This window comes from Pseudomonas meliae (assembly GCF_001400515.1).
Taxonomy (GTDB): Bacteria; Pseudomonadota; Gammaproteobacteria; order Pseudomonadales; family Pseudomonadaceae; genus Aquipseudomonas; species Aquipseudomonas amygdali.
Genome location: NZ_LJQT01000429.1, coordinates 37,162 through 50,115, shown reverse-complemented (window position 1 = coordinate 50,115; position 12,954 = coordinate 37,162). Strand labels below are relative to the sequence as shown.

At 61.0% G+C, this 12,954-nt stretch carries 13 protein-coding genes; 8 read left to right on the top strand and 5 right to left on the bottom strand.

What is annotated here, in order from left to right; translation table 11 throughout:
- Positions 1-100 precede the first annotated feature (100 nt).
- Together ALO64_RS19835 and ALO64_RS19830 are read right to left on the bottom strand one after the other, a co-directional pair.
- Positions 101-1,087, bottom strand: a complete 987-nt coding sequence (locus tag ALO64_RS19835; RefSeq protein ID WP_044343647.1) for a FecR domain-containing protein — start codon at positions 1,085-1,087, stop codon at positions 101-103.
- The gene (locus ALO64_RS19830; protein WP_044343646.1) at positions 1,084-1,587 is read right to left on the bottom strand and encodes a sigma-70 family RNA polymerase sigma factor; all 504 of its coding nucleotides are present in this window, start codon (positions 1,585-1,587) and stop codon (positions 1,084-1,086) included. The genes ALO64_RS19835 and ALO64_RS19830 overlap by 4 nt, the downstream gene beginning before the upstream one ends.
- Before the next feature lie 202 nt (positions 1,588-1,789).
- Between ALO64_RS19830 and ALO64_RS19825 the strand changes: the two genes are divergently transcribed.
- Genes ALO64_RS19825 through ALO64_RS19815 form a run of 3 tightly spaced genes read left to right on the top strand, consistent with a single transcriptional unit; the run spans position 1,790 to position 4,028 of the window.
- Positions 1,790-2,134, top strand: coding sequence for a DUF3649 domain-containing protein (locus ALO64_RS19825; RefSeq protein WP_044323228.1), 345 nt, complete (start codon positions 1,790-1,792; stop codon positions 2,132-2,134).
- A gap of 20 nt (positions 2,135-2,154) precedes the next feature.
- The gene (locus ALO64_RS19820) at positions 2,155-3,696 is read left to right on the top strand and encodes a PepSY-associated TM helix domain-containing protein (RefSeq protein ID WP_044343645.1); all 1,542 of its coding nucleotides are present in this window, start codon (positions 2,155-2,157) and stop codon (positions 3,694-3,696) included.
- A complete protein-coding gene (locus ALO64_RS19815; protein WP_044343644.1) occupies positions 3,696-4,028 on the top strand; it encodes a DUF3325 domain-containing protein in 333 nt (110 codons plus the stop codon). The genes ALO64_RS19820 and ALO64_RS19815 overlap by 1 nt, the downstream gene beginning before the upstream one ends.
- Here the strand turns inward: ALO64_RS19815 and ALO64_RS19810 are convergent.
- Positions 4,017-4,892, bottom strand: a complete 876-nt coding sequence (locus tag ALO64_RS19810; protein ID WP_002552237.1) for an AraC family transcriptional regulator — start codon at positions 4,890-4,892, stop codon at positions 4,017-4,019. The two genes, ALO64_RS19815 and ALO64_RS19810, sit on opposite strands and share 12 nt — an antisense overlap.
- Before the next feature lie 136 nt (positions 4,893-5,028).
- Between ALO64_RS19810 and ALO64_RS19805 the strand changes: the two genes are divergently transcribed.
- Positions 5,029-5,931, top strand: a complete 903-nt coding sequence (locus ALO64_RS19805) for a DMT family transporter (protein ID WP_044343643.1) — start codon at positions 5,029-5,031, stop codon at positions 5,929-5,931.
- Between the two features lie 36 nt (positions 5,932-5,967).
- Here ALO64_RS19805 and ALO64_RS19800 read toward each other — a convergent pair whose 3' ends face one another.
- Positions 5,968-6,942, bottom strand: a complete 975-nt coding sequence (locus ALO64_RS19800; RefSeq protein WP_044343642.1) for a 2-hydroxyacid dehydrogenase — start codon at positions 6,940-6,942, stop codon at positions 5,968-5,970.
- Positions 6,943-7,029: 87 nt separating this feature from the next.
- Entirely contained in the window at positions 7,030-7,977 is a 948-nt protein-coding gene (locus ALO64_RS19795) for a LysR family transcriptional regulator (RefSeq protein ID WP_002552240.1), read from the bottom strand.
- A 183-nt stretch (positions 7,978-8,160) separates the two neighbouring features.
- On the opposite strand from ALO64_RS19795, the gene ALO64_RS19790 reads away from it, so the two are divergent.
- From ALO64_RS19790 to ALO64_RS19775, 4 genes are read left to right on the top strand one after another with little or no spacing between them, the layout of a single operon-like run.
- Complete coding sequence (locus tag ALO64_RS19790; protein ID WP_044343641.1) at positions 8,161-9,654, top strand: efflux transporter outer membrane subunit; 1,494 nt, start codon at positions 8,161-8,163, stop codon at positions 9,652-9,654.
- Positions 9,651-11,837 carry an FUSC family protein gene (locus ALO64_RS19785; RefSeq protein WP_044343640.1) on the top strand — a complete coding sequence of 729 codons (2,187 nt, stop codon included), beginning with the start codon at positions 9,651-9,653 and terminating at the stop codon, positions 11,835-11,837. The genes ALO64_RS19790 and ALO64_RS19785 overlap by 4 nt, the downstream gene beginning before the upstream one ends.
- Positions 11,827-12,027: a DUF1656 domain-containing protein gene (locus ALO64_RS19780; protein ID WP_005752937.1), complete on the top strand. Its 201-nt coding sequence runs from the start codon at positions 11,827-11,829 to the stop codon at positions 12,025-12,027. Before ALO64_RS19785 ends, ALO64_RS19780 begins: the two co-directional genes overlap by 11 nt.
- Before the next feature lie 23 nt (positions 12,028-12,050).
- The gene (locus tag ALO64_RS19775) at positions 12,051-12,911 is read left to right on the top strand and encodes an efflux RND transporter periplasmic adaptor subunit (RefSeq protein ID WP_044343639.1); all 861 of its coding nucleotides are present in this window, start codon (positions 12,051-12,053) and stop codon (positions 12,909-12,911) included.
- Positions 12,912-12,954 lie beyond the last annotated feature (43 nt).

The window sequence follows — 12,954 nt, the reverse complement described above, 5'->3', positions numbered from 1 at the left end:
CGGAGCGTGGGAACGATAGTCAGCGTGGTTTCAGCCTCGTATTTCGGTATCTCCATAAACACTGGAACGCAGGAGCGAGCGGTCAGCATTTGAGGAGAAATCAAACCCGCGCCTGCACGTTCACCCAATACCGGGTGAAGCGTTGTACATGCACAGGGATGGCGAGTTCCAGCATGTCGAGGATGCGCTCGCTGTCGGCCAGCGGATAGCTGCCGGAGATCAACAGGTTGGCCACTTTCGCGTCGCAGTTCAAACGACCGCGTCGATAGCGACCCAGCTCCGCAAGGAAGTCGGAGAGCTTCATGCGCGACGCCACCAGCATCCCGTCCGCCCACGCGCCACTGCTCGCATCTATCGGTTTCACGCTGTCCCAGTCGTCACGACTGAAGGTCGCTTGCTGGCTGGCCCGCAGCATCAAACCCGGACCGCTCCTGCCGAGCGGGGCTATTTCAAGGGCTCCGGCAAACACCGCCAATTGCGTGCGTCCGTCCAGCTGGCGCAGGTTGAAACGGCTGGCCCCCGTCGACGCCCTGACCGTGCCTTCGGTGCTCAGCAGGCTCAGCGGGCGGCTGTCCGCCGAGGCGGTCATGAGGATTTCGCCCTGCAACAGCTTGATCAGGCGCTGCTGTGCATCGAAACGCACATCGACCGCGCTGGCCGTATTCAACTGCACCTGACTGCCATCGCTCAATGCCACCTTGCGCTGCTCGCCAACGCCACTGTTGTAGTCAGCCAGCAAGGGTTGCAGGGCGATCTGCTCGCGCAGGCTCCAGCCCGCTGCCGAGCCTGCGCCGAGCAACAACAGCAGTTTCAGAGCGTGCCGACGGCTGGCGGATTTCGGCGCATTGAGTGCCGCATGCGCCAGCGGCGAGGACAGCCCGCTAAGGCGCTGATTGACCCGCTGCATGTGCGCCCAGGCCCGCTGATGTTCAGCGTTGCCATTGAGCCAGAGCTGCCAGGCCTGCTGACGACGCGCATCCAGCGTGCCTTCCTGCATTTCCAGCATTTCCAGCAGCCAGCCGACCGCTTGCTGCGCCACGCCAGGCGAGATGTCGGATTTGTTCAAGGACTCGTTGCTCGGGTTCATAAGGCGAAATAGCAGCGCAGTGCGGCCTTGTTCAGATGGCGTTTGACCGTTGCGATGGAGATGCCCAGTTCGGCGGCAATCTGGCCGTGGCTCAACCCGTCGACCTGCGACATCAGGAACGCCCGCTTGACCAGCACCGGCAGGTCGTCCAGCAGTTGATCGAGTTCCACCAGGGTTTCGAGAATGATTGCCCGCTCTTCTTCCGAAGGTGCCACGCATTCCGGCAGCTCGGCCAGCGCCTGGTAGTAGGCGTGCTCCAGGTCCTGACGCCGGTAGTGATTGCACAACACACGTTTGGCAATCGTCGTCAGAAAAGCGCGAGGCTCGATGATCTGCGGCGTATCGCGTGCGCCCAATATCTTGATGAAGGTGTCCTGGGCCAGATCCGCTGCGCTGTGTGGGCAGCCGAGCCTGCGCCGCAACCAGGTCGTCAGCCAGGTGTTGTGTGCCCTGTACAGGCTTTCGACAGTGTGATTGAGAGCGGAGTGGGCGATGGGCATCACGGGGAACAATCCACGGGGACTCGTTGATGGCGTGGATTCTGGCAGACTCTTTTGCGTATGAGAATATTTATCATTAATATTGCGGTTCATTTGTCCTGTTCAGGGACGAATGGCGCAAACAGCTGGCATTCATCGCGGCCTCTTCCCGAAGGCTGGTGATCCGGCTTCCCAGGTTTCACGAATCAATGAAGACCCTTTGATGGATGTCACCACCGCAAGCGGTTCGCTGCCGGAAAAACGCATGGCGAAAGTCAGAAGCAAGGGCCTGACGGTTGCTTATCGGCTTGCCGTTACCTCGCGGGCGCTGGCAGCCGTGTTTGCCGGTTATCTGCTCGCGTCAGTGGTCAGCATCTGCGTCGCGCAGTGGCTGCCCATCCCCCGCGCCGAAGCAGTGGTGACAGGCATGATGCTGTCCTTTCTGGTTTATCTGGCTGCGGTGCTCTGGTGTTTTGCCTGTCGCACGGCGTTGCAGGCCTGGGTCGGAGTGCTGGCGCCGTGCGCATTGCTGGCGGCTGCCTGCGCCTGCGGTCGGTGGCTATTGTGAAAGAGGGTTTTCGTCAGTCGATGGCCTGGTTGCACACCTGGGTCGGTTTACTGTTCGGCTGGCTGTTGTTCGCGATTTTTCTGACCGGCACGCTTTCCTACTTCAAGGATGAGATTACCCAGTGGATGCAGCCGGAAATTCCGGTGCGCGCTCTGGATGCCGGTGCCAGCGTGCAGCGGGCTCAGGATTATCTGCAAAGCCACGCCGCCGGGGCTACGCGCTGGTTCATCAGTCTGCCGGACGAGCGCACGCCGGGCCTGACGGTTGGCTGGCTGCCCGCAGGCAAGCAGGGCCAGCGCAATAACTTCGTGCGCAAGCTGCTCGACCCGCAAACCGGCAGCGAGGTGCAGGCACGAGACACGCGCGGCGGTGATTTCTTCTACCGTTTTCACTATCAACTGCAGATGCCTTATCCCTGGGGGCGCTGGCTGGCGACGAGCGCCGCGATGGTGATGTTCGTTGCGTTGATCACCGGCATCATCATTCACAAAAAAGTCTTCAAGGAATTCTTCACGTTTCGTCCACGCAAGGGCCAGCGTTCCTGGCTGGATGGGCATAACGCGCTTGGCGTGCTGGTGTTGCCGTTCCATCTGATGATCACTTACAGCAGTCTGGTGATCTTCATGTCGATGGTGATGCCCGCGAGCATCCCCAGCCAGTACGACACGGTTCAGGCGTTCTACCGCGAAGCCTATCCGACCCCGGAAATGCTCAAGCGAGAAGGCAAACCTGCGCCGCTGGTGGCACTTGCGCCGTTGGTCAATGCGGCGAACGCGAAGTGGGACAGCGGGCAGGTGGGTCGGGTGATCGTCAATAATCCGGACGACAGCACCGCCACGGTTCTGCTGACGCGTGATGACAAGGGCAGCATCGTGCCGGATCGGGGCGGCGCGCTGACGTTCAGCGGGGCCAGCGGCGCGTTGCTGAACGAAGTACCCGAGCGCCCCGTTGCGCTGCTGATCTCCAGCGGGATGTACGGTCTGCATGTAGGCCATTTTGCCGAGCCGCTGCTGCGCTGGATGTACTTCATTTTCGGTGTCGCCGGAACCGCAATGATCGGCACCGGGCTGGTGATGTGGCTGGGCAAGCGTCAGCTCAAGCACGCCAAAAACGGCGTGCTGCCACTGGAGTTGCGCCTGGTGGAAGTGCTGAACATCGCCAGCATGTCCGGGTTGATGATTGCCGTGGCCAGCTTCTTCTGGGCCAATCGTCTGCTGCCTTCGGGGTTCACCGGGCGTGCCGATTGGGAAGTCAGCGTGTTCTTCACATGCTGGGCGTTGTCAGTGGTGCACGCCCTGGTGCGCAAAGGGCGCAGCGCATGGCGCGAACAACTGGGGCTGGGCGCGGTGCTGTTTGCCGGGTTGTCGCTGCTCGATCTGCTGACCAGCGGCCGCTATCTGCTGGGTTCGCTGATGTCGGGAAGCTGGGTAATGACGGCCTTTGACCTGACGGCGCTGGTCACCGGGCTGTTCCTTGGCTGTGCGGCACTGAAGTTCAAGGCTGTACCCGCCCGTAAAACATCCGGCGTTGCCTTGCAGCCCACACCTCGGGAGAGCCACTGATGCTGTTGGCTGCCTTGCTGTGCTACGTAGGGTTTACCTGCCTGTGCCTGTCCATGGCGCGCCATTACAGCGAACTGCTCAAGGGGCCGTTTACCGAACAGCGGCGTCGGGCGCTCAAGCTGGTTGGCTGGGGCGCGCTGCTGTTGTCGTCATGGACGGCGGTTCAGGCTGATGGCTGGATGATGGGCACGGTGCACTGGTTCGCCGCATTGATGAGCAGTGCAGTGTTGCTGGTTGCGTTGCTGCCGTTCCGGCCGCGTTGGGTGCTGGCGCTGGCAGGATGCGGAGTGCTGCTCAGCCCGTTGGCAGCCGTGAGTCAATTATTGGCCTAACGCCAGCCGGTATTCGCCCGGCGTGGCCCCCACGGCCTGACGAAACCGATTGCTGAAATGGCTGGCGCTGGCAAAGCCGCAGGCCAGCGCTATCTCGCCTAATGGCTTGCCGGTGCTGCGCAACAACTGGCGAGCCTGTTCGATACGTCGCGCCAATAAGTACTGGTGTGGCGGCAAGCCGAAGCTTTCGCGAAACATTCGCGCGAAGTGGTATTCCGACAGCGCGCACATGCCAGCCAGTTGACCGAGGCTCAGCGGATCGGCGAGGTGCATTTCGATGAAGTCCACCAGATGCCGCCGCAGGTGTGGTGCCAGGCCGCCTTTCAGACGTAAACCTTCGCGCAGCCCTACCTGACTGAGCAACGCATGGCTGACCATCTCGTGCGCCAGGCTGCTGGTCAACAAACGCTCACCGGGTTCTGCCCAGTTCAGGCGAATCAACTGCCGGAAGCGTGCGGCTTGTGCGGGGTCTTCCAGAAAGGTGTTTTCCCGCAGTTGCATCTCGCGCGGCTCGCGATCCAGTAGTGTCACGCAGCCCAGCGCAAACTGTTCCGGGCTGAAATACAGATGCGCCAGACGGATCTCGCCGTTCACCACCCAGGCGGACTCATGACCGGCAGGCAAGATGCACAGCTTGCCCGGCGCACCTTTCTGGTCGGGTCTGCCGCGCCGAAAAGTCCCGGTACCGTCCTCGATATAGCACGACAGCGTATGGTGGGTCGGTGCGTGATATTCCTGCGAGTCATGCCGATTGTTCCACAACGCCGCCACCAACCCGTCGCCCAGCGGCGCGCTCTGCTCCAGATTGGCATTGGGTGAGCTGTTCAGGGCCTGAAAGACCTGGATGGATTCAATGGCTGGCATTACGATTCCTCTAGGATTTGTATCCTACTCGCTGGCGATGCCGCTGCCAGTAGCGTCTGACGCAAATGCGCAAGATTGTGCAAGCGCTGGCAGACCGGCACGCAGCAGACTGATGGCTCATCAAGGAGCCTGCACCATGAACATTTCGCTTTATCTGCTGACTGTGCTGATCTGGGGTACGACCTGGATCGCCCTGAAACTTCAACTCGGCGATGTCGCGATTCCGGTATCGATCGTCTATCGCTTCGCGCTGGCGGCTCTGGTGCTGTTTGCATTCCTGTTGCTGACAAAGCGTCTGCAACCGGTCAACCGTCGCGGTCAGTTGCTTTGTCTGGCGCAAGGCGTGTGCCTGTTCTGCGTCAACTTCATGTGTTTCTACACGGCCAGCCAATGGATACCCAGCGGCTTGATCGCGGTGGTGTTCTCGACTTCGACGCTGTGGAATGCGCTGAATGCGCGGGTATTCTTTCGCCAGAAAATCGCCGGTAATGTTATGGCCGGTGGTGCCATGGGCCTGATCGGTCTGGCGTGTCTGTTCTGGCCCGAGCTGTCCGGGCACAGCGCCAGCCGCGAGACCCTGATCGGTCTGGGCCTGGCCCTGCTGGGCACACTGTACTTCTCGGCGGGCAACATGCTGTCGAGCCTGCAACAGAAAGCCGGCCTGCGTCCGCTGACCACCAATGCGTGGGGAATGTTCTACGGGGCGACGATACTGGGGCTCTACTGCCTGCTGAACGGCACGCCGTTCACCTTCGAATGGAACACGCGTTACGTAGGCTCACTGCTGTTTCTGGTTATTCCCGGCTCGGTGATTGCGTTCACCGCCTACCTGACCCTGGTCGGGCGCATGGGGCCGGAACGCGCAGCTTATTGCACTGTGCTGTTCCCGATTGTGGCGCTGAACATCTCGACGTGGGTCGAAGGCTACCAGTGGACCGTGGCTGCCTTGCTCGGGCTTGTGCTGGTGATGGCGGGCAATGTGCTGGTGTTCAGGAAGACCAGGCCGGTTGCCGTCCTGGTCGGCGGCAAACTGGCCTGAGTCGATGTTCATACTCGGTTATAGAGCAGAAACGCCTTAGCCCTTCCACACCTGCGGATTGACCAGGTCCTGCGGCCGCTCGCCCAGCAACGCGTTGCGCAAGTTGTGGTAGGCGCGGTCGGCCATCGCCTGACGGGTTTCGGTGGTGGCTGAGCCGATATGCGGCAGGGTGACGGCGTTCTTGAGCTGGAACAGCGGCGATTCTTTCAGCGGTTCTTTTTCATAGACGTCCAGACCGGCACCGCGAATGGTGCCGTTCTGCAGGGCTTCGATCAGCGCAGGCTCGTCGACAATCGGGCCACGGGCGATGTTGATCAGGATGGCGCCGGGCTTCATTAGGCTCAACTCGCGACGGTCGATCAAATGTTTGGTCTTTTCGCTCAGTGGCACTACCAGGCAGACGAAATCCGCTTCGGCCAGCAGTTGGTCCAGGCTGCGAAACTGTGCGCCCAGTTCCTGTTCAAGTTCGGTCTTGCGGCTGTTGCCGCTGTACAGGATCGGCATGTTGAAGCCCAGACGACCACGGCGGGCGATGGCTGCGCCGATATTGCCCATGCCGACGATGCCCAGCGTCTTGCCGTGCACGTCGGTGCCGAAGTGCGGAGGCTCGATACTGCGTGTCCACTGTCCGGCCTTGGTGTAGGTGTCCAATTCGGCGACGCGCCGGGCGCTGCTCATGATCAGCGAGAAGCCCAGGTCGGCGGTGCTCTCGGTCAGTACATCCGGCGTATTGGTGAGCAGAATGCCGCGCTCGCTCAGGTAGTCGACATCGTAGTTGTCGTAGCCCACCGAGATGCTGGAAACCACTTCCAGTTTCGCTGCGTTTTGCAGCTGCTCGCGACCCAGCTTGCGGCCGGAGCCGATCAGCCCGTGGGATTCAGGCAAGGCCTCATCAAACTGGGCGTTGATGTCGCCCAGCTTGGGGTTGGGCACGATCACGTTGAAGTCTTGCGCCAGGCGCTCGGCCATTTCTGGAGTAACACGGCTGAAGGCGAGTACGGTTTTTTTCATTGGGCAGTCACTCTTGAGCGGTTGAATGAGTAGCACGCTAACATTCCTCTCCGCTCTTTGGCAGCCGCTTTTTACAGTTGTACGATGTCAGAACGAGGACTTGAGTGCCTGCACATGCAGATCCGCTTCATCGGCCGCGAGAATTTCCGGCAGGGAACCTCGCAGGTATTCGACCCAGGTTCTGATCTTGGCATCCAGATACTGGCGTGACGGATAGATGGCGTACAGGTTCAGCTCCTGCGAGCGGTAATCGGACAATACGCGCACCAGTGTGCCGTTGCGCAGCCCCTCGATAGCCGAGTAGATCGGCAGAATGCCAATCCCCATGCCGCTGGAAATCGCAGTCTTCATCGCATCCGCAGAGTTGACCAGCAGCGGCGAGCTGTTGATGGTGACCATCTCCTGACCTTCCGGGCCATCGAACAGCCATTTGTCCAGCGGGAACACCGGGCTGACCAGGCGCAGACACGCATGATTCAGCAAGTCGGCAGGCTTGTGTGCCATACCGAAGGTTTTGACGTACTCGGGCGATGCACACACGATGCTGTAGGTAATGCCCAGCCGCTGAGACACAAAGCCCGAGTCTGCCAGTTCGCTGGCCAGCACGATCGACACGTCATAGCCTTCTTCCAGCAAGTCCGGCACGCGGTGGGTCATGGTCAGGTCGAACGCGACATCAGGGTGGTTGCGGCGATAACGGGCGATGGCGTCGATCACGTAATGCTGGCCGACGCCGGGCATCGAATGCACCTTTAGTTGCCCGGCGGGGCGGGCATGCGCGTCGCTGGCTTCGGCTTCTGCCTCTTCGACCGAGGCCAGAATCTGCTCGCAGCGCAACAAGTAGCGCTTGCCTGCTTCGGTGAGGGCAATGCGTCGAGTGGTGCGATTGAGCAGGCGCGTCTGTAAATGTGCTTCAAGGTTGGAGACCGCGCGCGAGACGTTGGCGGTGGTGGTATCCAGCACGGCGGCGGCAGCAGTGAAGCTGCCCGCTTGCGCCACGCAACTGAAGGCACGCATGTTTTGCAGGGTGTCCATGGGTACTTCTCTGAGTAGATGGCAAATTGTGACATGAAGTAACGGATGCATGTATCCAGACCAAAGGATTATCGCCGTTTCAGTAACAAAGATTCACAAATCTCCCCGCTTATCGCCGCGTCAAGCGCCGCCTAGAATCGCCGCCATTCAAGGTGTATTACCTCCGTTCGGGAACTCGCAGCTGTGCCGCGTCGCATCATCAGAGGGCTCTGGCCCGTCGGTATCCTGGCTTTTACGCTGGTCCTCAACGGCTGTATCGGAACACATGGAATCAAACCGCAGGGCAGTTTTCTGCACGCGGACAGCCTGGCCACCGATCAGGCGATTCAGAGCGCCGCCCTCGACGCCCATTGGCCCGCAGCGCAATGGTGGCGTGCCTATGGCGATGCGCAACTCAATCGCTGGGTCGATATTGCTACGCTTGGCAGCCCGGGCCTGGCGCTGGCCGCTGCCCGTGTGCGCCAGGCAAGAGCGATGGCGCAGATCGCCGAGTCATCCGAGTCGGTGCAGGTGCAGGTGCAGGTGCAGGGCAGTGCCAGCCTGATGCGCCACGACTGGCCCGAGGATCAGTTTTATGGTCCCGGAGCGCTGGCCGATACTCACACTTGGGACAACAATGCGTCGCTGGGTCTGAGCTACGCGCTGGACCTCTGGGGACGTGAAGGCAATGCCAGCGAGCAGGCCCTTGATCTGGCTCACGTGAGTGCTGCCGAGCAGCGTCAGGCGCAGCTCGAATTGCAGGAAAACGTGGTTCGCGCCTACATCCAGCTGTCCCTTGAATACGCCCGACTGGATATCGCCGAGGCGGCGCTGGCCCAGCAGCAACAGATACTCGATCTGGCGCAGCGTCGCCTCAAAGGCGGGATCGGCACGCATTTCGAAATCAGTCAGGCCGAAACGCCATTGCCCGAGGCCCACCGGCAGATTGATGCGCTGCAAGAGGCCATCGCCCTGAGCCGCAATCAGCTGGCTGCTCTGGCAGGCAAGGGGCCGGGAGAGGGCGCGGCGCTGCAACGACCTGCGCTGTCGTTGCACACCGAGCTGAAGTTGCCGTCGGCATTGCCCGCTGAACTGCTGGGGCAGCGGCCTGATGTGGTGGCCGCTCGCTGGCAGGTTGCGGCGCAGGCGCGCGGTATCGATGTCGCGCATGCGGGCTTTTATCCCAATGTCGATCTGGTCGGCAGCCTGAGCTACATGGCCACGGGCGGCGGCATGCTGGAGTTTCTGACCGGCAGCAAGTTGGGTTACAAGGTCGGACCGGCCATCAGCCTGCCGATCTTCGACGGTGGACGCTTGCGGGCGGAACTGGGGCAGGCGTCGGCCGCTTATGACCAGGCCGTGGCGCATTACAACCAGACGCTGGTGATGGCGTTGAAAAGTATTTCCGACCAGCTTATTCGTCGCGCCTCGATGGACAAGCAACAGGCATTTGCCGCCGAGTCGGTGGCGTCGGCACAAAAGACCTACGACATCGCATTGATCGCCTGGCAGCGCGGGCTGACCGATTACCTGAACGTGCTCAACGCCCGGACCCAGTTGTTTCGCCAGCAGCAGATTCAGCAACAGGTCGAAGCCGCGCGCCTTAATGCCTATGCCGGGCTGGTGGTGGCGCTGGGTGGGGAGAGCGGCAGTTGCCATTCCTTACGCACCACGACCGATCTTGAGTGTGCGAAATGATTGCTGCCTTTGAGCGCGTGACCGCTTTGCCCTGGCGTCGTGAATTTCGCAGTTGGGCGCGCAGTGACGGGGTGACCTGGGTTTACCTTTTCAAAGTATTGATCGCTGCTTTTCTGACCTACTGGCTGGCTTTGCGCGTGGAGTTGCCGCAGCCGCACACGGCGATTATCACCGTGTTCATCGTCATGCAGCCGCAGAGCGGGCAGGTGTTCGCCAAAAGTTTTTACCGCCTGCTGGGCACGCTGGCCGGGTCGGCCATGATGGTGCTGTTGATGGCCCTGTTTGCGCAGAACCCGCTGCCGTTTCTCGGCAGCCTGGCGCTCTGGGTCGGGATTTGCTCCGCAGGTGCGGCACGTTATCGCAACTTTCGCGCTTACGGCTTTGTGCTGGCGGGGTATACGGCTGCGATGGTAGGGCTGCCCGCCCTGGCGCACCCCGAAGGTTCATTCATGTCGGCGGTGTGGCGGGTACTGGAAATCACTCTGGGTATCCTCTGTTCCACTGCGGTGAGTGCGGCGATCCTGCCGCAGAGCTCCAGTGCCGCCATGCGCAATGCGCTGTACCAGCGCTTCGGCATATTCGCTCGCTTCATGGCCGAGGGTTTGCGCGGGGACATTTCACGCACGGCATTTGAAACCGGAAACGTGCGCTTCGTCGCCGAGGCCATCGGACTGGAAGGACTGCGCAGCGTCACGGTATTCGAAGACCCGCACATGCGCCGACGCAATGGGCGGCTCAATCGCCTGAACAGCGAGTTCATGGCCGTTACGACGCGCTTCAATGCACTGCATCAGTTGCTTGAACGGCTGCGTCTGGAATGCGCCGATACCGTGTTAGAGCACATCGGACCCGGCCTTGAAGTCCTCGCAGAATTACTTGATGGCTTCGCCGACCGCGCATTGACCAACGATGATGCCGCGGTGCTGGTCACGCGCCTTGAGGCCTGCAGGGCGCAGTTGCCTGAGCGGGTCAGAAGCCTGCGCGCCGAGCTGGAGAAAACCCTGCCGAGCGACGCCGAACGACTCGATTTTCATACGGCGTTCGAGCTGCTGTACCGGCTGGTCAGCGAGCTGCATGATTACGCGTTGACCCATGCATCGCTGGCCGATCACACCCATGCGCGTGAACAGTGGAAAGCGTCATTCGTGCCGCGTACCCACTGGATGACAGCCCTTGCGTCTGGAGCCCGCGCGACCTGCGTAGTCGGCCTGATGAGTGCCTATTGGGTGCTGACGGCCTGGCCCAGCGGCGCGAGCATGGTTCTGGCTTCAGCGGCGACTGTTGCGCTTTCATCGACCACCCACAACCCCAGGCGCATGTCTTTGCAGATGGCCGGCGGTACGTTGCTCGGCGCGCTGCTGGGGTTTGTCGAAACCTTTTTTCTGTTCCCGCACATCGACGGCTTCCCGCTGCTGTGCCTGCTATTGGCCCCTGTGTTTGTGCTCGGTGCCTTTCTGGGCTCACGTCCGCAGTGGACGGGATACGGCCTGGGGCTGCTGATTTTTTTCAGCCTGGGCTCGGTGCCGGACAACCTGACGGTCTACAACCCTTACACCTTCATCAACGATTACCTCGCGATGGTCATCGGCATGCTCATCTGTGCCGCAGCGGGGGCGATCATCCTGCCACCCAACAGCCTCTGGATGTGGCAGCGTCTGGAGCAGGCCTTGCGCAATCAGGTGGTGTTTGCGATTGGCGCACCACTCAAGCGTCTGGGTTCAAGCTTCGAAAGCCAGACCCGCGACCTGATGCATCAGGCGTACGGTCTGGCGATCAGCAAACCTCTGGTGCAGCGCGAGCTGTTGTGTTGGATGTTCGTGGTGCTGGAAATCGGCCACGCCATTATCGAGCTGCGCCGCGAACAGGCGATTCTGCCGATTCATCCGGCCTACGCCGAATACCAACCCTGGCGCATCGCATTGCGCGTCATGGGGCGCGCCTTGGTACGCCTGTTCATCCAGCCCGATGCGGTCAATCTGCAGCGCTGCCTGTCGGCGGTCGATCAGGCGATCAAGCGGGTACAGGACGCTGATGAGCCGTTCGCCTCGCATTTCGACACGTCGGTGCTGCGCCGGGTGAAAAGTTACCTGCACTTTATCCGCACCTCTCTGCTGGACCCGCAATCGCCGCTGGCTGCCTATGGCGTCGAGCGAACCGCTTCAGGAGTCGCCCATGCCGCGTGAAATAGCCTTCCACGGTCTGTATATGCCGACCCTCACGCTGATCTTTCTGCTGGCCGTGGTTCTGGCATGGGCGCTGGATCGCCTGCTGGCTGGTTTTGACCTGTATCGGCATTTCTGGCACCCGGCGTTACTGCGTCTGGGCCTGTTTATCTGCATCTTCGGCGCTCTGGCGCTGCCCCTTTATCGTTGACGCCTGAGTCGAGAAATATCCGCATGAAAAAGTTTTATAGCCTGCTTGCCACGTTGCTGGTGCTGGCGATCGCGCTCTGGGTCGGTCGTACGCTGTGGGTCGACTACATGGATACGCCGTGGACCCGTGATGGCCGGGTACGCGCCGATATCATGAATGTGGCCGCCGATGTGTCCGGCACCGTGGTCGATGTGCCGGTGCACGACAATCAACGGGTAAAACGCGGCGATTTGTTGATGCAGATCGACCCGGAGCACTACCGGATCGCAGTCAAACAGGCGCAGGCGTTGCTGGCCTCACGCAAGGCGACGTGGGAGATGCGCAAGCTCAACGCGAAGCGCCGTGCCGACATGGATGAACTGGTCATCTCGGCAGAGAACCGTGACGACGCGAGCAATGTTGCCACCTCGGCGCTGGCCGATTACCAATTGGCGCAAGCGCAGCTGGAAGCGGCCGAACTGAACCTGTCCCGCACACGCGTGCTGGCGGCGGTGGACGGTTATGTCACCAACCTGAACGTGCATCGCGGCGACTATGCGCGTATCGGCGAAGCGAAGATGGCGGTGGTCGATATGAACTCGTTCTGGGTTTACGGTTTTTTCGAGGAAACCAAGCTGCCGCACCTTAACGTGGGCGATCCTGCCGATATGCAGTTGATGAGTGGCGAAGTGCTAAAAGGCCATGTCGAAAGCATCGCACGCGGTATCTACGACCGCGACAACCCGCAAAGTCGCGAATTGATCGCTGACGTGAACCCGACCTTCAACTGGGTGCGTCTGGCCCAGCGCGTGCCGGTGCGTATTCATCTGGACGCAGTACCGGAAAGCGTATTGCTGGCGGCGGGAATGACCTGCACGGTGATTGTCAGGCCGCTAGACGGCTGATGATCGAGGACGCAGAGCGTCCTGAACGGCATGCGACGCGGAG